Annotated in this window: 21 protein-coding genes; 12 read left to right on the top strand and 9 right to left on the bottom strand. The window is 47.8% G+C overall.

Annotation, left to right across the window (positions count from 1 at the left end):
- Positions 1 to 221 precede the first annotated feature (221 nt).
- The 4 genes from HRE53_RS18620 to fni all read left to right on the top strand — a co-directional run bounded on the left by HRE53_RS18620 (position 222) and on the right by fni (position 5,629).
- Positions 222 to 1,112: a polysaccharide deacetylase family protein gene (locus tag HRE53_RS18620; protein ID WP_235107512.1), complete on the top strand. Its 891-nt coding sequence runs from the start codon at positions 222 to 224 to the stop codon at positions 1,110 to 1,112.
- A 104-nt stretch (positions 1,113 to 1,216) separates the two neighbouring features.
- Positions 1,217 to 3,520 carry an ATP-dependent helicase gene (locus HRE53_RS18625; protein ID WP_235107513.1) on the top strand — a complete coding sequence of 768 codons (2,304 nt, stop codon included), beginning with the start codon at positions 1,217 to 1,219 and terminating at the stop codon, positions 3,518 to 3,520.
- Between the two features lie 166 nt (positions 3,521 to 3,686).
- Positions 3,687 to 4,370, top strand: a complete 684-nt coding sequence (locus HRE53_RS18630) for an SAM-dependent methyltransferase (protein ID WP_235107514.1) — start codon at positions 3,687 to 3,689, stop codon at positions 4,368 to 4,370.
- Positions 4,371 to 4,555: 185 nt separating this feature from the next.
- Positions 4,556 to 5,629: a type 2 isopentenyl-diphosphate Delta-isomerase gene (fni, locus tag HRE53_RS18635; protein ID WP_235107515.1), complete on the top strand. Its 1,074-nt coding sequence runs from the start codon at positions 4,556 to 4,558 to the stop codon at positions 5,627 to 5,629.
- A 42-nt stretch (positions 5,630 to 5,671) separates the two neighbouring features.
- Here the strand turns inward: fni and HRE53_RS18640 are convergent, their stop codons facing one another.
- The 3 genes from HRE53_RS18640 to HRE53_RS18655 all read right to left on the bottom strand — a co-directional run bounded on the left by HRE53_RS18640 (position 5,672) and on the right by HRE53_RS18655 (position 7,885).
- Complete coding sequence (locus tag HRE53_RS18640) at positions 5,672 to 6,358, bottom strand: cyclic nucleotide-binding domain-containing protein (protein ID WP_235107516.1); 687 nt, start codon at positions 6,356 to 6,358, stop codon at positions 5,672 to 5,674.
- 53 nt (positions 6,359 to 6,411) lie between these two features.
- Positions 6,412 to 7,401, bottom strand: coding sequence for a mechanosensitive ion channel family protein (locus HRE53_RS18650; RefSeq protein ID WP_235107517.1), 990 nt, complete (start codon positions 7,399 to 7,401; stop codon positions 6,412 to 6,414).
- 124 nt (positions 7,402 to 7,525) lie between these two features.
- Positions 7,526 to 7,885, bottom strand: coding sequence for a DUF1830 domain-containing protein (locus tag HRE53_RS18655; RefSeq protein WP_212664776.1), 360 nt, complete (start codon positions 7,883 to 7,885; stop codon positions 7,526 to 7,528).
- Positions 7,886 to 8,227: 342 nt separating this feature from the next.
- Here HRE53_RS18655 and HRE53_RS18660 point away from each other — a divergent pair, with 342 nt between their 5' ends.
- The gene (locus HRE53_RS18660) at positions 8,228 to 9,814 is read left to right on the top strand and encodes a photosystem II high light acclimation radical SAM protein (protein ID WP_235107518.1); all 1,587 of its coding nucleotides are present in this window, start codon (positions 8,228 to 8,230) and stop codon (positions 9,812 to 9,814) included.
- Positions 9,815 to 9,948: 134 nt separating this feature from the next.
- On the opposite strand, the gene HRE53_RS18665 is transcribed toward HRE53_RS18660, so the two are convergent.
- The 6 genes from HRE53_RS18665 to ftsH all read right to left on the bottom strand — a co-directional run bounded on the left by HRE53_RS18665 (position 9,949) and on the right by ftsH (position 16,248).
- Positions 9,949 to 10,953: a type I glyceraldehyde-3-phosphate dehydrogenase gene (locus tag HRE53_RS18665; RefSeq protein ID WP_212664778.1), complete on the bottom strand. Its 1,005-nt coding sequence runs from the start codon at positions 10,951 to 10,953 to the stop codon at positions 9,949 to 9,951.
- A gap of 151 nt (positions 10,954 to 11,104) precedes the next feature.
- Positions 11,105 to 11,836: a DNA repair protein RadC gene (gene radC / locus HRE53_RS18670; protein WP_212664779.1), complete on the bottom strand. Its 732-nt coding sequence runs from the start codon at positions 11,834 to 11,836 to the stop codon at positions 11,105 to 11,107.
- A 178-nt stretch (positions 11,837 to 12,014) separates the two neighbouring features.
- The gene (gene pyrF, locus HRE53_RS18675) at positions 12,015 to 12,737 is read right to left on the bottom strand and encodes an orotidine-5'-phosphate decarboxylase (RefSeq protein WP_235107519.1); all 723 of its coding nucleotides are present in this window, start codon (positions 12,735 to 12,737) and stop codon (positions 12,015 to 12,017) included.
- 34 nt (positions 12,738 to 12,771) lie between these two features.
- A complete protein-coding gene (gene cobA, locus HRE53_RS18680; protein ID WP_235107520.1) occupies positions 12,772 to 13,569 on the bottom strand; it encodes a uroporphyrinogen-III C-methyltransferase in 798 nt (265 codons plus the stop codon).
- 28 nt (positions 13,570 to 13,597) lie between these two features.
- Positions 13,598 to 14,320, bottom strand: coding sequence for a sirohydrochlorin chelatase (locus tag HRE53_RS18685; RefSeq protein ID WP_212664782.1), 723 nt, complete (start codon positions 14,318 to 14,320; stop codon positions 13,598 to 13,600).
- Positions 14,321 to 14,343: 23 nt separating this feature from the next.
- A complete protein-coding gene (gene ftsH / locus HRE53_RS18690; RefSeq protein ID WP_235107521.1) occupies positions 14,344 to 16,248 on the bottom strand; it encodes an ATP-dependent zinc metalloprotease FtsH in 1,905 nt (634 codons plus the stop codon).
- Positions 16,249 to 16,628: 380 nt separating this feature from the next.
- Here ftsH and HRE53_RS18695 point away from each other — a divergent pair, with 380 nt between their 5' ends.
- The 7 genes from HRE53_RS18695 to purN all read left to right on the top strand — a co-directional run bounded on the left by HRE53_RS18695 (position 16,629) and on the right by purN (position 23,511).
- Positions 16,629 to 16,952, top strand: coding sequence for an STAS domain-containing protein (locus HRE53_RS18695; protein ID WP_010475362.1), 324 nt, complete (start codon positions 16,629 to 16,631; stop codon positions 16,950 to 16,952).
- Positions 16,953 to 17,076: 124 nt separating this feature from the next.
- Positions 17,077 to 18,423, top strand: a complete 1,347-nt coding sequence (locus HRE53_RS18700; RefSeq protein ID WP_235107522.1) for a tetratricopeptide repeat protein — start codon at positions 17,077 to 17,079, stop codon at positions 18,421 to 18,423.
- Positions 18,424 to 18,530: 107 nt separating this feature from the next.
- The gene (lpdA, locus tag HRE53_RS18705) at positions 18,531 to 19,970 is read left to right on the top strand and encodes a dihydrolipoyl dehydrogenase (RefSeq protein WP_235107523.1); all 1,440 of its coding nucleotides are present in this window, start codon (positions 18,531 to 18,533) and stop codon (positions 19,968 to 19,970) included.
- Positions 19,971 to 20,057: 87 nt separating this feature from the next.
- Positions 20,058 to 20,969: an indole-3-glycerol phosphate synthase TrpC gene (gene trpC, locus HRE53_RS18710; protein ID WP_235111162.1), complete on the top strand. Its 912-nt coding sequence runs from the start codon at positions 20,058 to 20,060 to the stop codon at positions 20,967 to 20,969.
- Positions 20,970 to 21,080: 111 nt separating this feature from the next.
- Positions 21,081 to 21,314, top strand: coding sequence for a DUF5340 domain-containing protein (locus HRE53_RS18715; protein ID WP_212664786.1), 234 nt, complete (start codon positions 21,081 to 21,083; stop codon positions 21,312 to 21,314).
- Between the two features lie 127 nt (positions 21,315 to 21,441).
- Positions 21,442 to 22,698, top strand: a complete 1,257-nt coding sequence (locus HRE53_RS18720; RefSeq protein ID WP_235107524.1) for a hypothetical protein — start codon at positions 21,442 to 21,444, stop codon at positions 22,696 to 22,698.
- Between the two features lie 81 nt (positions 22,699 to 22,779).
- Positions 22,780 to 23,511, top strand: coding sequence for a phosphoribosylglycinamide formyltransferase (gene purN, locus HRE53_RS18725; RefSeq protein WP_235107525.1), 732 nt, complete (start codon positions 22,780 to 22,782; stop codon positions 23,509 to 23,511).
- The last annotated feature ends 26 nt before the right edge of the window (positions 23,512 to 23,537 follow it).

The raw sequence follows: 23,537 nt of genomic DNA on the forward strand, positions 1-23,537 counted from the left end.
TGCTAGCGGCCCTAAATGTGACTCGCTAGGATGGATGCGAGGTTTTCCAATTTTTTATATCAAGAAAAAAATAGGGACGTCATTTACGGAGCGGTTTAGGGAAACATGGATTTGAGGGTGGAACGCCAGCCCCATTGAACTTCCAGTCGTTACCGGTCGAGTTCTAACTGACGATTTACCTATGGTTTGGCTTTATCTAAGGGTTTGCGGTTAATTAAGTAATGTTTGGGAAAAATTTAAGAGCCCGTGTCGTCAACCGGCAGTATGTATGGTTGGCGTCGGCTTGCCTATGCTTGGGGGTGAGTTCATTCGTCCTTCAAGCAACGTTGAATCAGGTTTCCATTGGTGGCATACCGGAAGATATCAATGCCTTGGAAGGAAATACGTTAATCGCTGATTCTGAGTCAGGATTTCATCTCGCCTTAAAAACGGTAGATGACCTGGATCGTAAACAACGTCGCCATTATCAGCCCCCAACTCAGTTTCAAGGACTGACAATTGATGAGGTCAAACTGCCCTCGGACCAAAAAGTGATCGCCCTCACCTTCGATGACGGCCCTTGGCCCAAAACAACGGCCAAAATGCTAGATATTCTGAAAGAGCATCAGGTAGAAGCCACATTTTTTGTGGTTGGCAGCAATATCACCCGATTTCCGCACTTACTTAAGCGAGTCGCGAAGGAAGGCCATGCCATTGGCAACCATAGCTGGAGCCATGGATATCATTACCACTCCCCCGCTTTAGCCCAACAGGAAATTAAGCGGACGGCTGCAGAGATAGAAAAGCAAATCGGCTTTAAAACCAAACTGTTTCGGCCACCCGGGGGGTATCTCCGCAACGGTCTAGTCGCCCATGCCCGTTCCCAAAAACATGTCACTTTGATGTGGACGGTGGACGATACCTATAAAGGCACGGTTGATAAAGCCATCAACAACGTCCTCAATAATGCTTCACCTGGAGGGATTGTATTGATGCATGATGGTGGCGATAATCGCCAGCTGATGATCCAAGCCCTGCCCCATATCATTACTCGTCTCAGACAGCAGGGGTATAAACTTGTGACCATCCCTCAATTGTTGGAATTGGCAAAAGCTGATCAGAACGCAGGATAGACCCTTCGTCAAAACGGCATATCGCCTCCTTTGTCGCCATAATCTTGCGGGTTAAGAAATCGTCGGTTGATATACTACCCTCAAGTACAGTAGTTCATACCCTCTTGGCAACAGATTTAGAACAGCGAATCGCAGAATTACGAGCATCTTTGAGGCCGGGTCAGCAAGAATTAGCAGATTGGCAAGCAGGGCCCCTTGCCATTTCTGCTGTGCCGGGAGCCGGCAAATCCTATGGCATGGCTGTGGCTGCAGCCATTACCCTGGCACGTCAAAACCTTAATCGAGCGCAACAGCTCGTGATTGTCACCTTCACCCGCTCAGCAGCGGCACACCTCAAACAACAGGTCCGTAAACATCTACGCGCATTGCAGCTGCCCCTAGGTGGATTTACTGTGCAAACCTTGCATGGTTTAGCCCTCAATATTGCTTCACGTCATCCCCAACTGTCAGGCATTCATTTAGAACAAGTCACCCTGATTACCCCTAACCGCCACCATCGCTTGTTGAGACAATGCGTTGAACAATGGGTGGCGGATTATCCCCAGATATACCAAGAGTTGCTAGTTCGAGGGGCCTTCGATGGAGAAGAAACGGAGCGGTTACGTCGGCAATCGGTATTGCGATCCGATTGTTTGCCGGAGCTGGCTGCGATCGCAATTCGCGAAGCCAAAAGTTCTGGACTTAGCCCCCAACAGCTCTACGCCTTAGCAGAACAGGTACAAGATGAGATATCGGTACTTGCGATCGCAGCCGGTCTCTACGAGCGATACCAACGACTGCTCCAATCTCATCAGCTGATTGATTATGACGACATGATCCTGGCCGCTCTGCAGGTACTCGATAATCCGAGCGCTCGCCAAGTCTGGCAAAAACAAGTCTTTGCTGTCTTCGAGGACGAAGCCCAGGATTCAACCCCATTACAGTTCCGTTTACTGGACGGATTAGCCAGCCAAGAGGCTTCCAAAGCAGCCCCTAATTTAGTCCGCGTTGGCGATCCTAACCAAGCCATCAACTCCACTTTTACCCCAGCTGACCCGATTTTCTTTCGCGATTTTTGTCGGCAAAGTCAGGTACAAAATCGATTAGCAACGATGACTCAAGCCGGACGCAGTTCTGCCATTATTATTGAAGCCGCAAACTTTATGCTGGACTGGATTAATCAGTCTCAGCTAGCAGGACAAGAGCAGCCTTTTCAACCCCAAGCCATTCAAACAGTTGCCAACCACGATCCTCAAGCGAACGCCAATCCAGCTCACGAAGGACGAGGACTAGAGATATACACACCTGAAGATGTTTACCAAACTGCTGATTTAATGGGTCAGCGCGTATGCCAACTCCTGACCGATCATCCAGAAGCCAATGCAGCCATCCTCGTCAGAGAGAACAAACAAGGGAACTTTTTAGCCGAGTGTCTCAACCACCCGGATCAAACGGTGACTCTAGCTGCCCATGGTATTGACATCCTCGATGTTGGAGGCGGTAGCCGGCAGACTCAAGTCCCCTTTGAGATGCTGACCATTTTGCAGTTTTTGGCCCGTCCCCATTCTCCCAACACCCTCAAAGCAGCCCTGCAAATTTTTGTTGATCGGCAACTGATACCGGCCCAAGAAGTCCATCTTTTAGCCAGTCAGCCCGAGACCTTTCTCTATCCAGGTCCCCTTGATCCACCCCGGTCGGAGAAGATACAGGAAGCCCGTAGTTTTTGCTGTAAGTTATTGCGATCGCGGTGGGAATTGCCCCATTATCGACTGATTTCTTTTCTAGCCCTATCCCTAAAATATAACCCTGCCGAGCTAGCCACTGCCGATAAATTAGCAGCACGGCTAGCTCAGCAAACGCCAGGGGCACCCTCAATGACAACAACCTTGCCCATTTTGCAAGAACTGATCAGTGCCGAGCGATTCGATCCCGTGGATGTTGAGGATATTGAATCCCAATATCTACGGCCACACCAACTCACAATCATTACCATGCACAAAGCCAAGGGGCTGGATTGGGATTTTGTGTTTCTGCCGTTTCTACATGCCCGCATTATTCCAGGAGAATTGAGAATTCCCGCCGCTAGCCAATTCCTTGGACCTTTTAGTTTGGCAGAAGTAGCCCGGGCTCAAATCCGAGCTCACGTCCACCAGCAGTTTCCGCTACCGAATATGGAAAAGGCTTGGCAACGAGCCAGTGATCTTAAAAGTGCAGAAGAATTTCGTCTACTTTATGTCGCCATGACCCGGGCCAAGCGATTGTTGTGGATGTCTGCGGCCAAACAAGCCCCCTACAATTGGAACTGGTTTGACTGGCAGCGCCAAACCAAATTGGATAATCAGCCTCCTTGCCCTGTCCTGAAACCTTTACAAGCCCAGTTCTTACACGGTCAAAATACCAGCTCCTCTCCGATGCCGTCTAGGGTTTGAACTCAACTTATTCTTGCCAACTTTATCTATAGAGGGGCATAAATGCTGTTGCTGATTCTACAGGCATTGGAAATGAAGATAGGCTTCTCAGTGTACTACTTTGTAATATGTTGAAGTATTATGACTACACTATCACCCTTCAATATCTGTCAGTAGGTTCATCTTTATGGCAATGCAGCTAGATTCTGTGGTTCCCTTTGGGCGATCTCAGGATGAATACATCAAAATGTTTAATCTCACGGCAATTGATTTAGACTGTTCAATTCTGGGAGCTGGAGATGGTCCTGCGAGTTTTAATGCTGAATCCACTCCCTTGGGAAGCCAAATTACGTCTGTTGATCCCATTTATGAATTGAGTGGTGCAGACATTCAGCAAAGGTTTGAAACCGTCCTAGATGACATCATTGATCAGGTCAAGGCAACGCCTCAAGATTGGGTGTGGTCCTATCATTCGTCTCCCGAAGACCTTCGTTACAATCGCATTCAAGCCATGCAACTCTTCCTGAAAGATTATGAGTCAGGCAAACAACAAGGTCGGTATCAGACCGCAGCATTACCCACCCTGCCATTTCCCGATCAAACCTTTGAACTAGCACTGTGCTCCCATTTTCTCTTCTTGTATTCCAAGCAATATGATGTCGCTTTTCATCTAGCTTCAATTCGAGAGCTGTTGAGAATCAGCACTGAAGTGCGCATTTTCCCTTTGCTAACTCTAATGCTGGAACCCTCTCCGTACATCCAACCTGTTATTCAAGCTTGTCAGGATTGGGGATATGTCGCTTCTATTGAAACGGTTGGTTATGAACTACAGAAAGGAGGTAACCAAATGCTATTCATCCGTTCCCAATAGCTTTCTCGGATTCAAAATAGTACTGCCAAATCACTGTTTTCAAGCAGCCCTGAACCATACTCTGCCAACAGCTAACGGTACGCAGACAAAATTCCAAACGATTGAAATCCCAGCCAAGCCAACAGAATTTTGCATAATTAAGAGAGCTTCCGGTCACAAAGCCAACGATTGGTTCTGCCCGGTTGATGTCTTATCTCTTTTCCATGCGAGTGACTTCTACTTCTCCCAATTCTGATGAGGCCATCAAAACCCGCAAGGCCGACCATCTCCGCATCTGTTTAGATGACAAGGTCCAGTGCAAATCAATCACCACTGGCTTTGAACGGTACCGCTTCCAGCATTGCTGTTTACCAGAGTTAGCGCTGGAAGATATTCAGTTATCCACGACATTTTTAAGTAAGTCTCTGGGAGCACCGCTGCTCATCTCGTCCATGACCGGGGGGACTGATCTAGCCAAAACTATTAATCAGCGCTTAGCCATCGTTGCTCAGGAATTCAAGATTGCCATGGGTGTCGGTTCACAGCGGGTTGCAGTCGAACATCCACAAGTTGCAGACACATTTGCCGTTCGATCCTATGCACCAGACATTCCTCTATTTGCCAACCTAGGGGCAGTCCAACTGAACTATGGCTACAACCTAGATGCCTGCCGCCGCAGCATTGATCTATTAGAAGCCGATGCCCTGATCCTGCACCTCAACCCCTTACAAGAATGCATCCAAAGTCGAGGCGATACCAACTTTCGCGACCTCTTCACCCAAATTGGTGAACTCTGCAAACAACTCCCCGTTCCTGTCATCGTCAAAGAAGTCGGCAATGGTATTTCCGCACCGTTGGCCATGCAGTTAATAGAAGTCGGTGTAGCCGCTATTGATGTAGCCGGTGCTGGCGGGACTTCTTGGGCCAAAGTCGAGGGTGAACGAGCGGAAGATAACCGTCAGCGCCGACTCGGCCAAACCTTCTCAGATTGGGGTTTACCCACCGCAGAATGTGTTGCATCCATTCATCAAGCCAATTCTAAGATCCCACTGATTGCCTCTGGCGGACTACGTAATGGCCTAGATGCCGCCAAAGCACTAGCTTTAGGAGCTGATATAGCAGGAATGGCTTACCCTTTCTTGCAAGCTGCCCATGAATCAGAAGCGGCGTTACACACTCTCATGGAAATGCTCATCGCTGAACTAGAAACAGTACTCTTTTGTACCGGGAATGAAACGATCGCAGACTTACAAGCCTCTCAATGCCTGATTCCAACCTAATCGACCATAACCAACAGACGATTTCTCCCATTAGATGTATGTTTAGATCCCAAACAAGGTCTGAATACGGCGACGAATCCAGATAAAGGGATCATCCTCTATCATGTCTGACGGACTAATCTGCGCCAAGCCTAATTCCTCTAGCACTTGCTGTCTCTGAGAAAGAGACTTCGCAATCTCTTCAGCTAAGGCTTTGTAATTCTGTAGGAGTTTTTGTAACGCCTGCCGATCCACCACAAACAATGTAGTCGCCTCAAGGACCCGCATAGTTGCCGTTCGTGGCGCTCCGGTCAACAAAGAAATCTCACCAAAAAAGTCGCCAACTCCTAAGGTGGCAATTTGGCGGTTGAGTTTTTGAGAAAAGACTTCAACTTGGCCTGACAAGATAACGTAGAAAGATTCTCCTGATTCATTTTCCCGAAAAATAATTTGATCAGGCCCATAGAACTGTCGATACCCTTGTTCAATTAACACTCTCAATTGGGCATTCGTACAATTTTCAAAATAGCTGACCTTGCGGAGTAAGACGCGTAATGTGCTGTTCTTAGTGACTTTAATCCCCGTCTTTGGTTTGAGACCCTCCCCGCTAGCAACAACCGTTGGTAGCGGAGCAGCAGACTCCAGATTAGGTTGTAATGCCTGAGCCAACACTTCAGGATTCTTCAACCACAGCTCTCTTTGGGGGAAAGGGATTTGGATGTTCTTCCGATTTAACTCTTGTTCAATCAAAAAATTTAGAGAACTCTTGATGGGTTCAAAATCACAGGGCTGGTTAATCCACGCTAATAATTCAAACTTATATGCATCATCTCCAAAAGATTTGAACCATACCTGCGGGGAGGGTACTTTAAGACCCGTGACTCTGACCGTGCCGCAATCAATAAAGCTTCCGTAACTAAAACGGTATCGGTACCATAGGCAACACTCACAGGAATATGTAAGCGACTTTCGGGAGTTTGGTAGGTCCAGTTGATGACGTTCTTCGCGAAAAACCGTTGATTTGGAACCACAACAAACAGCCGATCTTGAGTCCGAACAATCGTCGAGCGAATAGAAATCCGTTCAATCGTTCCTAACAAACCATCCACTTCTACAAAATCTCCAACCCGTATTTGCTGCTCCAGTAATAGGGTCAAACCACTCACGAAGTTACTGGCCAACTCCTGCAAGCCAAAACCTAAACCTAGACCCAAAACACCAGCAATAACAGCTAATGAACTCAAATCTATTCCTACAGATTGGAGAAGAATGATAAAACCAATCAACCCAAAGGTATAGCTGATGATGGTAGAAATTGCTGCTTGTGCTCCCCGCTCCATGCGAGTCTGGGGAAGAATGCTCTTCTTAAGCCACTGACCACATAACCTAGCTCCAACAAAGACCAAAACGGTTATGGAGACAAAGATTATGAGGGTCAACAAAGAAATTGGATTTTTTCGGTCACCTACATCAGTAAAAGGGGTGTTCAACGCTCCCCAGAACTTATCAGGAAAAGCTGCCAGACCACTCACAAACAACTGCCTGATTGTTTGGAGGGCAGGGATGAGCGTCAAGATATTATAGAAGGCGACTAACCAAATCCCGAGTCTTAAGCTAAACAGCAAACACCGTTGCAAAAGAGGGTAAATCGATCGACCTTTCTTGGGGGAAATTCTCAAACGCCCCTGCATCCAGCGGCCTATCAACCAATCTGAGATCGCAGCTCCTCCCAAGATCCCCACAACAATGAATAGGTTCTTGAGGAAATGAACATCGACAATAAATAGAGTCATTTGCCTCAATAATTTAGACCGCACAAAATTATAGACAGCAGAAAGGGGTGAGCTCAACTCACCCCCTAAAGTCTATTTATGCAATTGAGTAGCGTTGTAGCCACTGAATTAGGCTGGAATAAAGTTAGGACACCTTAGCTGCTTCAGGAACGCCACGCATGCTAGAAGGTGCGGAAGTTTCAACCGCTTCATCTCCACTCTGTAAAAACTGTTTAGAAGCACTCACGCTTTGGTGTAAACGAAGCCGATAACAAGGAATGGTATCTGACAAGATCGCACTTGCCATCATCCCAGTATGAATCTCCAGGTGAGCCTCAGGTACAGACTCAAACATTAATCGCTGCCCAGGAAACACAACACGCTCAAAATACCAGTTAGGGATATTCGTGATCCGAGCAACTTGGATCTTATTAGTTGAATTAATGTAGCAACAAACAATGAGATCTGAATCGTTTGGAGGGACGGGATCGATGACTTGTGGCATGGCAACTCACGGAAAAGGGTAATTTTATGGGTATTTTTTTATGGGGTATTTAACGCAATCCTAAGCTAACATTCATCGATCCCAAGTCGCTGTAAATATCGTTACTTAATTGATTAACTTCTTCAAAAAAAGCTATTATCTTTACTTTTTTCTTTAGAATTGATGACTGCCAGTTAAGTTGGGATCAATCCAAACTATCCTAACGAAAAATCTTGGGATCGGTGAGTGAGTCCATGAAAAGGCATCGGCCTAGATAAACACTCAAGGACAACTCAGTACTATGATTAAGATATATGACTCAGGTGTTAACCACCTCATACCTTACCGTTCTTGCAAGGCGTGATGAACAATCCCCGCATCCTTTACATTCGCCTACCTTGTAATCCCATTTTCCCAATTGGGGTTGTTTACCTTGCCGACCATATTCACAAGTGCTTGCCTCATGTCGAGCAACGCATCTTTGATTTGGGCACCGTGCCCCCCCTCGACTTTAAGCCAGCATTGGATAGCTGCATTGATGACTTCCAGCCTGATCTTCTTGTTTTTTCCTGGCGAGACATCCAAATTTATGCTCCTGTAGGTGGCAGAGGTGGCAATCCGTTACAACACGCCTTTGAGCTTTACTACGGCAAAAACTCTTGGACAAAGTTAAAAGGTGCTTTTGGTGGATTAAGGGTATTCATTGCTTACTATGCAGAGCTATGGAGAAATTCAGGCCTCATTAAACGGGGACTCAAGCGAGCACAGCGATATCATTCTGGGGCTCAAACCGTGGTTGGAGGTGGTGCAGTCAGCGTTTTTTATGAACAGTTAGGAACTCAGCTGCCGGAAGGGAGCATTGTATCCGTGGGCGAGGGAGAGGTTCTATTAGAGAAGCTACTGACGGGGCAAGAATTTCGAGATGAACGGTGCTATGTAGTCGGAGAGAAAGCACCTAGGGATCGCATGATCCATGAATGGCCCACCGAGATCGATAAAACGGCCTGCGATTACCCTTACATTGCTAACATTTGGCCTGATTTTGAATATTATTTTGAGTCTCAAGACTTCTACGTGGGGGTTCAGACCAAGCGAGGATGCCCCCACAACTGTTGCTATTGCGTCTACACCGTCATTGAAGGCAAGCGAGTCCGAGTCAATCCTGCTGAAGAAGTCGTTGCTGAAATGCAGCAGCTCTACAATCGTGGCATTCGTAACTTCTGGTTTACCGACGCTCAATTTATCCCAGCCCGCCGCTATATTCCTGATGCCATTGAGTTGCTGCAAAAAATCCTAGATGCAGGTTTAACGGATATTCATTGGGCTGCCTATATTCGTGCTGACAATCTCACTCCAGAACTCTGTGATCTGATGGTCAAAACAGGGATGAATTATTTTGAGATTGGGATCACTAGTGGATCCCAAGAACTCGTTCGCAAGATGCGAATGGGATATAACTTACGAACAGTGCTGCAAAACTGTCGAGATCTGAGAACTGCTGGCTTCAACGATTTAGTCTCTGTCAACTACTCCTTCAATGTCATCGATGAGCGTCCAGAAACCATTCGCCAGACCATTGCCTATCATCGAGAATTAGAAAAGATTTTTGGCACAGATAAGGTAGAACCAGCCATTTTCTTTATCGGCCTGCAACCTCATACCCATTTAGAAGAATATGCCTTCGATAATAATATTTTGAAGCCTGGCTATAACCCTATGAGCTTAATGCCTTGGACAGCCAAGAAGTTACTTTGGAACCCTGAGCCCATGGGATCGGTGTTTGGAGAAGTTTGTCTAGAAGCTTGGAAGCAAAATCCCAACGATTTTGGGCGGGAAGTGATGAACATTTTGGAACAGCGTTTTGGTTGTGCCCCCTTAAATGAAGCGTTGACAGCCACCATTGAGCCCAAAAAGCGGTCACTGACAACAGCTAGCCGGATGGGCTCATAAGAAATCATCATAGGCTTATGTTTCACAGCAAAATGTTCTAGATCTGTAGCAGAGAAAAACCCCTCACCTTATCAAGCGGTGAGGGGTTTTAATTTGAATCACTTTACTCTGGCGTTAAGAAGCTAGAGAAAAATTTACCACTTCTGGGCAACATACTCAGCTAAGTCGAGCACACGCTGACTGTAACCCCACTCGTTGTCGTACCAGGCCACAACCTTAATCATGTTGCCACCCATTCCCATAGTGAGGGAAGCATCCACGATAGAGGAGCAATCATGTCCTTTGAAGTCACCAGATACTAAGGGTTCTTCGTTGAAGGCAATGATACCTTTCATAGCGCCTTCAGAAGCCTGCTTAATCACTTCGTTTACCGATTCGGCAATTGCTGGCTTTTCAGTCTGTGCGACGAAGTCACAGACTGAAACGTTAGGAGTGGGGACTCGCAACGCAATACCGTTAAGCTTGCCTGCAAGAGCAGGAATAACAGTTCCTACCGCTTTAGCAGCACCTGTAGAAGTCGGAACAATATTGACTGCAGCAGCACGAGCACGGCGGAGATCCCGGTGGCTTGCGTCAAGGATACGCTGGTCTCCGGTATAGCTGTGAGTGGTGGTCATCAAGCCATGAACAATACCAAACTGCTCATGCAAGACTTTTACAATAGGAGCCAAACAGTTGGTTGTACAGCTAGCATTACTGAGAATTGGCTCGCTGGGATCATAATCTTCGTGGTTCACTCCAACCACATACATGCCAACACCACCTTTACCAGGTGCTGTAATCAGTACTTTTTTAGCACCCGCTTCAATATGCTTGCCAGCCCCTTCTTTGGTGACAAACACACCCGTAGATTCAATAACAAGATCGATGCCCCACTCTTTCCAAGGCAAGTTAGCAGGGTTACGATCAGAAACACATTTGATGACATTGCCATTCGCAACAATCGTGTTGTCGACGGCTTTAATGTCTGCGTCTAAACGACCCAGCATGGAGTCATAGGTCAACAGGTGGGCATTTGTTTTGGGGTCAGAAGTATCATTTAATCCGACAATCTCGATGTTGCTGTTAGGCCGTAAAAGCCAGCAACGCATAAAATTTCGTCCAATTCTCCCGAACCCGTTGATCGCTACTCTAATCACTGCGTCTTATCCTTCTGTTCAATTAATAGTCTATAGTCAAGCCAGTAGTGACCCTCAATCATCATATCGTACAAGGCTGCCCTATTCTCTAAAGACTTTGTGCCTTGAGAATTGAGGGTATTTAAGTCTATGACTTGAGCAGAAAATAGAACTATAGCTCTTGAGGACAATCGTTCCAGAGAGATGTCGTTTGGCGAAGGCTGGTAAAGTCACCATTACCCAGAATGAGATGATCCAATAGAGGTAAGCCTAAAATTTGTGCGCCTGAGAGTAACTGCTGCGTCAGTTCGAGATCTTCAGGGCTGGGATCGGTCTGACCAGAAGGATGGTTATGGGCCACAATGGCTCGGGTTGCTCCCTTCCGAATAATTTCTCGAAAGATATCCCGAGGATGGGCTAGGGTTTCCGTCGCAGTGCCAATACTCACTACTTGTGTCCCCAGTAATCGATGCTTGACATCTAATAGAAGCACCGCAAATCGTTCTTGAGATTGCCACATTAACTCACCGGCTAAGGCTGCAGCAGCCACTGCCGGATCATCAATCACGGTTAATTCCGGAGGACGAGCTTGGCAAATCCTTCTCCCCAACTCGATTGCGGCTAAAATAGTAGTCGCTTTCGCTGGACCAATCCCTTCAATATGGGTGAGTTCAGACGCATTCACATCTCGCAGAACCGTCAGTGGATCTTGCTGATGTTCGCTGAAATGATGCAGAACATGTTGTCCCAAGCCTACCGCAGACAGTTTGCCAGGTCCTTGGCCTGTCCCTAGTAGTATGGCGAGTAACTCGGCATGGGTTAAATATTTAGCACCTTGGGCAATAAGACGTTCACGAGGGCGATCACTTTCGGGTAAGTCTAAAATCCTTAAGCTGTAGGTCATCGTTGTGAAATTACGGGCTCCCTAAATCACAAGACATGGGCATCGACACTCGCACTCATGTTTAGTACACCCACTTTCGTACTGCACTCAGACAGAACATCCAGCGTAAGTTGGAAACCCTTATTGGCAATGACGACTATTGGCAGTCAGAAAACACAGAAGCCAACTGTCTCCACTGTCAAGCGTCAGCTAAATCAGCGCAGATCGTTTGAAAAGCTTGTTGAGGATCAGCAGCCGTCGTGATCGGGCGCCCAATGACCAAATAGTTGGCCCCTGCTTGGATGGCTGCTGTTGGCGTCATGGCCCGTTTTTGATCGCCTGTTGCTGATCCCTGGGGACGCACGCCTGGGCAAACAATCAGAAATTCATCCCCACAGACCTGTCGCATTTGCTCCGCTTCATGGGGAGAACAGACGATCCCATTCAGTCCTGACTCTTGAGCCAGCAGCCCCATTTGCAAGGCATACTCTGGCAGTTCTAGAGGTATTTTTAAGTCTAAGGCTAACTCTCGCAGCGAGAGACTAGTCAAAACTGTAATGGCAATCAATTTAGGGGGAGGCGTTTGGGCAGCTTGGACTCCTTCTTGTAGAGCCTGTTGCGCAGCCGATAGGGCAGGACGACCCGCCGTGGCATGAATCGTGAGTAGATCCACCCCATAGGCCGCCGCCGCTCGACAAGCACCGGCCACCGTATTGGGAATATCGTGGAATTTAAGATCGAGGAAAATCCGTTTCTGGCGCTGTTTAAGCTGCTCTAGGATACTGGGGCCACAACTAACAAACAGCTCTAAGCCCACTTTCCAAAATTGCACCTGGGGAATTTGATCGATCAATGCGATCGCATCTGCCTCTGAAGGCACATCCAAAGGCACAATAATCCGTTGAGCAATATCAGTAGTCACGACAGCAGCCTTAACATAGCGGTCGTTTAATACTCTACTGCCTAGGAATTACCTTTGGACGACTCTCTGCCAGTAAGGGGTGAAGATTCACCACATTTCCGATCACTGCCACGGCAGGGGCTTCAAATTGCGTCGCTTCCATTTGGCTGACGATGGTTGCTAAGGTTCCCACTAATTCCTCTTGATCGGGGCGAGTCCCCCAACGAACTAAGGCAATGGGGGTATCGGGATCTTTTCCAGCGAGTTCAAGTTCAGACAAAATATGGGGCAGGTTATGCACGCCCATATAAATCACCAGGGTTTCGGACGCCTCAGCCATGGCTCGCCAATTGACCCGAGGCCGATATTTGTCGATCGGTTCATGGCCGGTCACAAAGGTGACGGAGGAACTATAGTTTCGATGGGTGACCGGAATACCTGCATAGGCAGGCGCTGCAATACCAGCCGTAATTCCGGGAATGATTTCCACAGAAACCCCTGCCTGGATTAAATCTTCCATTTCTTCTCCCCCTCGGCCAAAGACAAAGGGGTCCCCACCCTTGAGTCGCACGACTACGGCATGAGTCTGGGCCTTGTCAATCAATAACTGGGTGGTTTCAGCTTGCAAAAGAGAATGTTGTCCACGACGTTTGCCAGCATGAATCTTCTCGGCTTGCTCACCAATCATCGCCAGAATTTCTGGGCTAACAAGGGCGTCATAGATCACCACATCAGCACATTCTAGAAGCGTCTTACCTTTGAGAGTCAGTAGACCGGGGTCACCGGGACCTGCTCCGACAAGGTATACTTTCCCAGAAAAATGGACTGGCGACGGGGAAAAATCAACGGTCATAGACAACCTGAAAAAGATGGCAAAACCATCAGGCAGTGATCAAATCTTGAATTAAATGAACGAGATGAGCACTGGGCTCTAAAGGTGAAGAAAAAGTTAAGTTAATGTGCTTAAAATCACATTTTAGCTGATTCACTTCCTGGGAAATGGTGTCTATGATACTGCCTGTAAACAAAAAATAGGGTTTGATGGCCACTTTTAACCCTGGTTGAGTCGCCAATTGAGTTACTGTTTGTCGCAAACTGGGGGGCACTGACCAGTAGGCGGGGGCAGCATTCAGTTGTTCTGCCAAGGCCTCAATCGGTTGGTTACCCCCTGGATATCGGCTGCCATGGGAGAGCAAAATCCAGCGATCTACGTCGGTAGCAGACATAGTTGCCCGTAGGATTTGGAAGAGTTTTGGGTGGCTACCCAGGTGCGATCGCACCTCAATCCCTAGAGACTTAGGCAAAAACTGTCGCACTGTGGTCACCACATCAGGAATATCCACTCTGACATGGGTACCTGGCAACAGAAATAGCGGCAAAATCACGATTTGGTCAATCTGCTGCAGCTGTTGTCCCCAATTACAAATTTGCTGTTTCAGGGGGACAGAGCCAAATTCCAAGGTGGCTGTCTTCACCCATGGAGGCTGATCACACTGCAACTGCAGGGCTTGTTTTACTCCTTCACCCAATTGATGCAGCGAAGCTTGCGATCGTGGATCGCGACTTCCATGAGCCACCAACAGATAAGCAGAGCGAGAACTCACACTCCTTAACATCCCGGTATCGGTTAGGACAAGATGGGTAATGACGGCAATGGCTCTGGCAGAATAGGCTTCTTATCCACCGACTGACCATAATCCACTACGATTTGTCGGAATTCATCTCCTTCGAGGGTTTCTCGTTCCAGCAACACTTCCACTAGCTTGTCGACTAAACTACGATTTTCCCGTAGCATTCGTCGAGATTTTTCATAGCAGTACATAACAATGTCCCGTACTTGTCGGTCAATTTGTACCGCCATCTCCTGGGAATACTCAGCGCGATTGCCCCAGTCCCCACCTAAAAAGACCTCTCCACCACCGCCGCTTTCAAGGGCCACATAGCCCAGGTCAGACATCCCCAGCTGAGTGACCATTTCCCGGGTCAAACTCGCCACTTGCTTAATATCGCTACTGGCACCGATGGTGACTTCGGCTTCGCCAAATACTTCTACCTCAGAGGCACGCCCCCCCAGCAAAATGGTGATTTGATCGAGGAGCCATGCCCGGGTATATAGACCACTATCGATCCTTTCTTCGTTATAAATCGGTTGGGAGAAGCCACCTATTCCCCCTGAGCGAGGCAAGATCGTCACTTTATTCAGTGGATCGGCATCTTTTAAGAGGGTTTCTAATAAGGCATGACCTACTTCATGATAGGCAATCAGCCATTTCTTTTTACCGTCTAAATGGGGAGCCATTTTCAAACCAATGGTGATCCGATCGATGGCATCATCCACTTCCAACTCTGTGATGGCATCCTTCCGACGCCGAGCCGTTAAGATAGCAGCTTCATTAAGGAGGTTCGCCAACGCCGCCCCTGAGAAACCAGGGGTACGGCGAGCAATCGCTTCTAGGGAAACCTGAGGAGACATTTTCTTCTCCCGGCTATGGACTTCTAAAATGCCGAGTCGGCCCTTAAACGCCGGCAAATCCACGGTGACTTGACGATCAAAGCGACCGGGACGTAGAAGAGCGGTATCGAGAATATCTGGACGGTTCGTGGCAGCAATAACAATAATGCCAGTATTCCCTTCAAAACCATCCATTTCTGTAAGCAGCTGGTTGAGGGTCTGTTCCCGTTCATCATTGCCACCACCGATACCAGCGCCTCGCTGTCGACCGACCGCATCAATTTCATCGATAAAGACTAAACAGGGAGCATTCTCTTTCGCTTTTTTGAACAGGTCGCGCACCCGAGAAGCGCCTACCCCAACAAACATCTCCACAAACTCGGAGCCAGAAATACTGAAGAAAGGCACACCTGCTTCTCCAGAAATCGCCTTGGCTAACAATGTTTTACCAGTTCCAGGAGGGCCAATCAGCAGCACGCCCCTAGGAATGCGAGCCCCCACAGCCGTAAATCGTTCGGGCTGTTTCAAGAAGGTCACAACTTCCTGGAGTTCTTCTTTGGCTTCCTCAATCCCTGCTACATCCACAAAGGTAACGCCGGTTTCAGATTCCATCTGAAAACGCGCTTTGGACTTACCAAAGTTAAGAATCTGGCCTGGACCACTGCTAGATCCTGCTGTTCGCCGTAAAAAAACAAGAAACAGAAAAATAATGAAGATAAAGAGGAGAAATTGAGACAAGATGCCCAACAGGGGGTTTTCCCCTGGATCAGGAACTTGTTCAAAGTCAACCTTATTCTCACGGAGGACGCTGAATAACTCTGGATCCTTATCAAACAGAAGGACTTTAGAAAACTCAGCATCTTCGGGTTGGTCTTTGAGCTTGAATTCGGCGATCCGTTGTTTTTCGTAGATCTTGGCAGTCTTTATCCTACGAGCCTCGACATGCTCAATAAAATCGCTGTAGGATACGTTTTCGTCTTTAGACTCAGCCAATACCGGTAGAGACTGGGACAGTACAACACCCACCACTAGTGCGGAGAGCTGTCTGACCCATCTGCGTTGGCCTAATTGTTGGTTCATGCTGGCGTATCTTTTAGCATTTGTGGGGGGCACTTGATTTACCTTCAGAGTAGGTAAATGAATTCTGTCTCTTCAAGCCTAGTTTACAAATCATTTACTCAGCAACTCTTCATTCTTTTAGAAAAGATATTACGAGTCATTTTCGGCAATATATCGCTTGCGAATTACCGACTCAAATCAGTCTCAAGCCTAGCTTTCAATCATTAGCATTGCCACAATATCGGCCCAGGGCTTTGAAATTTAGGACCAGGATGTTTCCTTGGTTCAAGAATGGGGAATTCTGAGTATACAACGCCTGATTTCGGGCGACTGGTCGGTCTATCCAGTTTGCCCAATCCCTAACCAAATCCACACAGAACTGAACGAGGAGTTCATAAGAGATGAGCCATAAAGTTGTCCAACCCACAGAACTACTAGATGGAATCAGTGCAAATCAATTGCGCCGCGAAATCACGGATGTGATGGCCGAAGGCGTGAAAACCATCCTCGTAGATTTGCAGGACGTTACCTTCATGAACAGCTCGGCGATTGGCGCTTTAGTCGCAACGCTCAAAGCGGTTCGAGCTGGAGGTGGCGAAATGTTTCTATGCTCCCTGAATGATCAGGTGCGCATTATTTTTGAATTGACCAAAATGGACCAAATCTTCAAGATTTGTGCTGACCGCCAAGAATTTGAACAAAAGTTTGCGGTTACGGCCAATTAGGTCAGTCTGGTTCTGAATCAAGCGATCGATTACCTTAGCTTGAGCCCATGATATCTATACATACCCTTCAGCGATCGCATCTAGCGTATCGCTGCTTTATTGACTTGTCTATCTCAGTGTGAACATGCCAAAAATCCTGCAAATCTTCATTCACCCCTGGCGAATTGGAGCAATTGCAGGTATCCCCCTTTATGCAGATTTCACCTGCTTGATCTCGATTGCTATGGGGTCGATTTATTTGGCTCGGATGAGTCAAGCCTTTCACCCCGAACTAGGCCAAGCCATTGGTATCATCGTTGGCTTTGCCCTCCCTATCTCTATCTTTATCCATGAGATGAGTCGAGCTTTGGCAGCGAAGCATTATCAAATCCCGGTCCAAGGGGTTTATATTCGGGGGCTGGGTGCTGTGGCCAAAACCGAGCAAACCTTTGCCCATCCCCTGCAAATGCTGGAGGTTTACTTCGCTGGAACCCTGGTGAACTTTATTTTGTATGCATGCCTCAATTTGCTCGGCAATTTATCCCTTAACTGGGGGGGGACGGCGATCATTTCCTTGAATCACGTCAAGGAATTTAACTTTGTCCTGGCAATGTTTTCCCTGGTCCCTCTCGTACCTCTCAATGGTGGCTATATTTTTAGGGGACTGCAGTGGGAGTGGACCAGAAAGCAACATCCCCTGGCAGGCCATGATGTCTATGGAGCTTATATTGCCGGTGGTGGTGCGATTGCTTTAGGTCTGATCTGGTATAGCAACCAGCCTTTTTTAGGGGTATGGATGCTGTATTTGGGACTCATGACTTGCCTAAGGTACCTACTCTTTGAGGGTGAGTTTTTGCCCCTAGCCATGGAACAACGGTCTACTCGACCATTGGCGACTGCCACGGCTAATATCCAGGCAACGGCACCTCGTTCTCCCTCAGCACCCATCCGATCAACGGCCACAAAGCCCGCTATCCGACCCCTAGACTTCAGTTATTTGAATGCGGAATTTTTGTCGGTGACCGAACCGAATCAACAATTCCAGCAAGGTTTGGACTCCACCCAGGAAATGCGGTTACAAAATGCGATCGCATCCTTCAATGCCATCCTGGAAGACACTCCCAATAATGCCTCTGCCCTTCACAATCGAGGCAATGCTTACCTGCAATTGGGGGACAAGCAAGCTGCCCTGAGCGATTTTCAGGCTGCCCTACATTTAAAAACAGATGTTCTAGAAATCTATTTGGGTAAAGGCAATGCCCACTTTGCCCTGGGTGATTTTCAGGGGGCGATTATGGAATACTCCGAAATTCTGAAACAAGATCCTGACCATGCTCGGGCTTATTTCAATCGGGCCAGTGCCCAAGTCCTGAATGGCAATCGCCAGTCTGCAATTGCGGATTTCAAGAAAGCACATGCCCTGTTTGCCGCCATTGCGGATCAAACCCGCACCTGTAAAATTGACCGACGTTTGCAGATTTTAACCCCATAAGCCCTAGCCCACCTGCTTGCTTAAAGCCCCGGCTCCAGTGAACAATAGAGAAGATTAGATGATTCTGCATCTAACCCGTCTAATTGATTCCTGAGCTGGAGAGCAACGTGACCCAACAATTTGACTATGACCTGGTAATTATTGGCGCTGGTGTTGGCGGTCATGGTGCGGCTTTGCATGCGGTAGACTGTGGCCTCAAAACCGCCATTATTGAAGCTGCAGATATGGGAGGCACCTGTGTGAATCGGGGCTGCATTCCCTCCAAAGCCTTGTTGGCAGCTTCTGGGCGTGTGCGTGAGCTGCGCGATCAACATCATCTGCAATCCTTAGGAATTCAGCTAGGTCAGGTCAACTTTGACCGCGGCCAAATTGCGGCCCATGCCGATAACCTCGTGGATACCATTCGGGGCAACCTCACCAATAGCCTCACTCGCCTCAAAGTCGAGATTATTCAGGGCTGGGGCAAAGTCATGGGCAACCAAAAAGTGGTCGTCAAGTCGGATGCAGGCGAACAGACCATTACCGCTCGTGACATTATCGTTGCCAGTGGTTCCGTGCCTTGGGTTCCCCCAGGAATTGAAATTGATGGCCGAACTGTCTTTACCAGTGACGATGCCATTCGCTTGTCCTGGCTCCCGGATTGGGTGGCTATTATTGGCAGTGGCTATATCGGCTTAGAATTTTCCGATGTCTATACCGCCCTGGGCAGTGAAGTAACGATTATCGAAGCCCTCGATACGTTAATGCCCACCTTTGACCCCGACATTGCCAAGATTGCTAAACGCGTTTTAATTGATCCGCGCGATATTGAAACCCATGCCGGTCGACTGGCCAAGAAAGTGACGCCCGGCTCCCCTGTGGTGATTGAGCTGGCGGACGTCAAGACCAAAGAAGTGGTAGAGGTCTTGGAAGTGGATGCTTGCTTGGTTGCAACTGGGCGGATCCCAGCCACCAAGAATCTGGGTTTAGAGGCCATCAGTGTGGATACGGATCGACGGGGCTTTATCCCGGTGAACGATCAGATGCAGGTATTGAGCCAAGGGGAAGTGGTGCCCCATGTCTATGCCATTGGTGATGCAACAGGCAAAATGATGCTCGCCCATGCCGCATCTGCCCAAGGAATTGTGGTCGTCGAGAATATATGCGATCGCCCTCGGGATGTCGATTATCGCAGTATTCCGGCCGCTGCTTTCACTCACCCAGAAATCAGTTTTGTGGGTTTAACAGAACCCCAAGCCAAAGAGTTGGCCAAAACTGAAGGCTTCAAAATTAAAACGGTGCGATCCTATTTCAAAGCTAATTCCAAAGCTCTCGCCGAAAGTGAGGCGGATGGCCTCGCAAAATTAATCTACCGAGAAGATACAGGGGAGATTTTGGGGGGGCATATCATTGGCCTCCATGCCGCTGATCTGATTCATGAAGTCTCTAATGCGGTTGCTCAAGGACAGCCGGTCCAGAGCTTAGCCCATTTGGTGCATACGCATCCCACCATTTCGGAAGTGATAGATGAGGCGTTCAAGCGAGCAGCTTCAGGCTTCGCTCCTTGATCACAATCTGTTCCACTGGAAGCTCTTGAACAATAAGGGGGCGCTTAAATCGTTATAATTGTTGGACCCTAGCTGTTTTTGGTCTCCATGCAAATTCGCCGTCGTCCCCCCAGTGTGGCCATTAGTATTCAAGAGCTGCAATACAAAGTTAAAACCCCCGAAAATGAACCTCGCAATATCTTAGAGAAGATTGTTTGGTTCAAAGAAACGGAGGTGGAGCAGATGCGAGAATCTGTCTCTCTCCTAGATTTGCGCAAGCAAGTTGCCACCTGTGAACCACCTCTATCTTTCATTGAAGCGCTAAAAGACGGCAAGACTCAACCCGCTCTGATTGCTGAAGTCAAAAAAGCATCGCCTAGCAAAGGCGTCCTGCGAGAAAACTTCGATCCAGTCGCCATTGCTCAGGCCTATGAAGCGGCAGGAGCCTCTTGTCTATCCGTCTTAACAGATTCCGAATTTTTTCAAGGCAGCTTTGATTATTTGCAGCAAATTCGCGAAACAGTCGGCATTCCCTTGCTTTGCAAAGAATTTGTGATCTATCCCTATCAAATTTATTTAGCTCGGTCTCGGGGAGCCGATGCAGTCTTACTGATTGCCGCAATTTTGAGCGATCAAGACCTCACTTATTTTCTGAAAATCATTAAATCGCTGGGGATGACGGCCTTAGTTGAGGTACATACCCTCCCAGAGCTAGAGCGAGTTATGAAGGTTCCTGGAGTTGAGCTGATCGGTATTAATAACCGGGATTTAGAAACGTTTACGGTGGATTTACAGGTCACCTGCCAATTATTAGCCCAGCAGAGAGCTGCACTTCAAAACCAAAATATTCTAGTGGTGAGTGAATCAGGGTTACATACCTCAGCAGATCTGGCCCAAGTCAAGCAGGCAGGGGCAGGTGCGGTCTTAATTGGGGAATCCTTAGTAAAAGAAACGGGCGATGTCCTTACCCATAGTGAAACAGAACAAATGCAAGCTAAAATTTCTGCTCTTTTTTCCTAAATCTATTCAGACAATTTGGTCCGCTGGAGATGATTTGATCATCGTGAGCTGCTGGCTAGCATCACTATTTAACAGTTACCCGTTTTACCTAATCAATAATACAGGTCGGTTATGGGGATAGTTCCACTGCCTTCACATATTCATTATGAGCTTTTGCTCCAGATTCTAGAGCGGCAGACCTTGCCGTCTTTAAACCCGGCATCTGGAGAATATAATCAGGCGAAACAAGTGGTTGTCTCCCTGCGCAAAGCCTTGGCTTATCAAAAAACCTTAGAGGATCGATGTAACCAGTCTGACCGGACCGTAGAACATCGCTGGTCCCTCAATGAACAGAAAGCTCTCTAACCTTCAAAGGGATGACGCCTCAGTATTTTTAAAAAAGGCTGAGCTTATCGAAAGCTTTACAGGTCGCCTGTTAAACTGAACCACATTGAATTGCACCAAGCAATGGTCAACTTGTGGGAGCCTGACGTTGGCAGAGCAACTGGAAATCAATTGGGGGAATCAGGGTGCAACTGAAGGTGACTCACAGTCCCAAACTGCTGTGGGAGTAGAAGAGTCCATCGTTATGCCGCAGGAGCTGTCAGAGATGTCCCTTGAGATTTCCCCGGCTGAATTGGAGGATAATACCACTACATCCTCTACTGATCACGAACAAGACGCCACTAGTCCTCAGCAAAGAATTCAGCTTTTAGAACAAGCCCTAGAACAGTGCCAGCTATATATTGACGAACTGAAGTCCAAATTAATGGATCAAGCGTTTTTGGAAGAGCAATTGGCCACGACGGAAGAGTTCTCTCATATTCAGCAACAGGCGGTCATCACCCTGCAAGATCAGCTCACAAACCGTGAGCAAATCCAGCAAGAGCTGGAAAACTTACGGCAAGCCAAGATCGACTTAACCAATCGTTTGTCGGATAAAGATACTAGCCTTCGCTTCCAAGAAGCAGAACGGTCTAAACTCCAAGACCAGTTTGCGGAAGAACGGACTGCATTAGAACGGTTACAAGATCAAGCCGAACGGCTGTCATTGCAAATCCAGTCTTCCCAAAAAACAGCGGTGCATGAAACCCAACAGCGGATCATTGCCCAAACCACGGCGGAGCGGCTGCGGACGCAGCTGCGGGAATGTGAAGCGGATATCCAAACCTTAGAAGTGCAGCTGCAGCAAGCCCGGGAAAGCCATACCACTCAGCAAGATATTATTAAGTCTTTGCAAAATGCGGGTAAGTCTGATTCCCATAAAAATCAAGCGATTCAAAGCTTAAGTTCTAGCCTCTTAAAAGCCCAAAATACAATCGCTGACTTGGAGACCCAGCTGTCTAATCAATCGATTGTGCAAGCCCAGTTCCAACATTCCACCCAGGAATTTGCAGAACAGGCCCAATCTTTCCAAAAGCGCTCTGAGGAATTAGAGCAGCAAGTGGCGGAAATGCAGGAGCAAATTTTGCACCAGGCCCAGCAGGCCAGTGAGTATGAAACGGCCGTCCAGCACTGGAAAGATCGCTCCTTTACCGCAGAGCAAACCGTTGCTCAGATGAAGCAACTTCTTGAACATTTGTTGGCGGATCGCAAAGGTCCTGACCTACCCCTGCCTGCAAAATTAGATGATGCGATCGCAGCTCTGTCTCAAAGCTATTTATCTGAGGATACAGCCACTCATTCTCGCAAAAACCTCAAGCTTGATTTGCCTGCCTTGTTACACCGATGGCGTCACACCAAAACTTGATTCTGAACCGATTTTGCCTACAATGTTCAGGGCATTCCCGCAGTATTCCAGACAGGCACTGACCCTGGCTTCTCCAACCCTATGAGTTTTTCTGCTTCAGAATCTGTGTCTCCGGCTCTGGTCTCTCCTGGTGAGGTATCGCTAAAGAACATATCTTCGCCCCCACCCCTAAAACTAGGGATTATGGCCTCGGGAACCGGGAGTAACTTTGTTGCGATCGCAGATGCCATTGCTCAACATCATCTTGCAGCCCAAATCCAGGTCGTCATTTATAACAATCCCGAGGCCCCAGTTGCCCAGCGGGCCCAAGAACACCAGATATCGACCCATCTCATCAATCATCGCCATTTCCCCGAGCGGGAAGTCTTTGACCAACAGATCGTTGACCATCTGCGAGAAGCAGAGGTGGAATGGGTAGTGATGGTAGGGTGGATGCGCCGAGTCACCTCAGTACTGATTGATGCCTTCCCTGATCGCATCATCAATATTCACCCCAGCCTCTTACCGAGTTTTCCAGGGATACGGGCCATTGAGCAGGCCATTGAGCATCAGGTCAAAATTTCAGGTTGCACCGTTCATATCGTCCGATTAGAAGTGGATAGTGGTCCCATTCTGATCCAAGCCGCCGTTCCGGTCTATGCAGAGGACACCCCTGCTTGTTTGCATCGTCGCATTCAGATTCAAGAGCACCGCATTATTGTCCAAGCCATTGCTCAGCTCATTCAGAATCGCCATCCTCATAACTTATTGCTAGAGAAAAAAATGAGCAGATCCACGCTCAATAGTAAGGATGAAGCTAATTATATTTTCTAAAATAATAAATAAAGATATGATTCTGT

Origin of the sequence: Acaryochloris sp. 'Moss Beach' (assembly GCF_021497025.1) — a bacterium.
Classification (GTDB): Bacteria; Cyanobacteriota; Cyanobacteriia; order Thermosynechococcales; family Thermosynechococcaceae; genus Acaryochloris; species Acaryochloris marina_A.

Coding starts and splice junctions, on each gene's coding strand:
- HRE53_RS18620 (WP_235107512.1), top strand. CDS start 222: ATGTTTGGGAAAAATTTAAGAGCCCGTGTCGTCAACCGGCAGTATGTA.
- HRE53_RS18630 (WP_235107514.1), top strand. CDS start 3,687: ATGGCAATGCAGCTAGATTCTGTGGTTCCCTTTGGGCGATCTCAGGAT.
- fni (WP_235107515.1), top strand. CDS start 4,556: ATGTCTTATCTCTTTTCCATGCGAGTGACTTCTACTTCTCCCAATTCT.
- HRE53_RS18650 (WP_235107517.1), bottom strand. CDS start 7,401: ATGACTCTATTTATTGTCGATGTTCATTTCCTCAAGAACCTATTCATT.
- HRE53_RS18655 (WP_212664776.1), bottom strand. CDS start 7,885: ATGCCACAAGTCATCGATCCCGTCCCTCCAAACGATTCAGATCTCATT.
- HRE53_RS18660 (WP_235107518.1), top strand. CDS start 8,228: ATGAACAATCCCCGCATCCTTTACATTCGCCTACCTTGTAATCCCATT.
- radC (WP_212664779.1), bottom strand. CDS start 11,836: ATGACCTACAGCTTAAGGATTTTAGACTTACCCGAAAGTGATCGCCCT.
- cobA (WP_235107520.1), bottom strand. CDS start 13,569: ATGACCGTTGATTTTTCCCCGTCGCCAGTCCATTTTTCTGGGAAAGTA.
- ftsH (WP_235107521.1), bottom strand. CDS start 16,248: ATGAACCAACAATTAGGCCAACGCAGATGGGTCAGACAGCTCTCCGCA.
- HRE53_RS18695 (WP_010475362.1), top strand. CDS start 16,629: ATGAGCCATAAAGTTGTCCAACCCACAGAACTACTAGATGGAATCAGT.
- HRE53_RS18700 (WP_235107522.1), top strand. CDS start 17,077: ATGCCAAAAATCCTGCAAATCTTCATTCACCCCTGGCGAATTGGAGCA.
- trpC (WP_235111162.1), top strand. CDS start 20,058: ATGCAAATTCGCCGTCGTCCCCCCAGTGTGGCCATTAGTATTCAAGAG.
- HRE53_RS18715 (WP_212664786.1), top strand. CDS start 21,081: ATGGGGATAGTTCCACTGCCTTCACATATTCATTATGAGCTTTTGCTC.
- purN (WP_235107525.1), top strand. CDS start 22,780: ATGAGTTTTTCTGCTTCAGAATCTGTGTCTCCGGCTCTGGTCTCTCCT.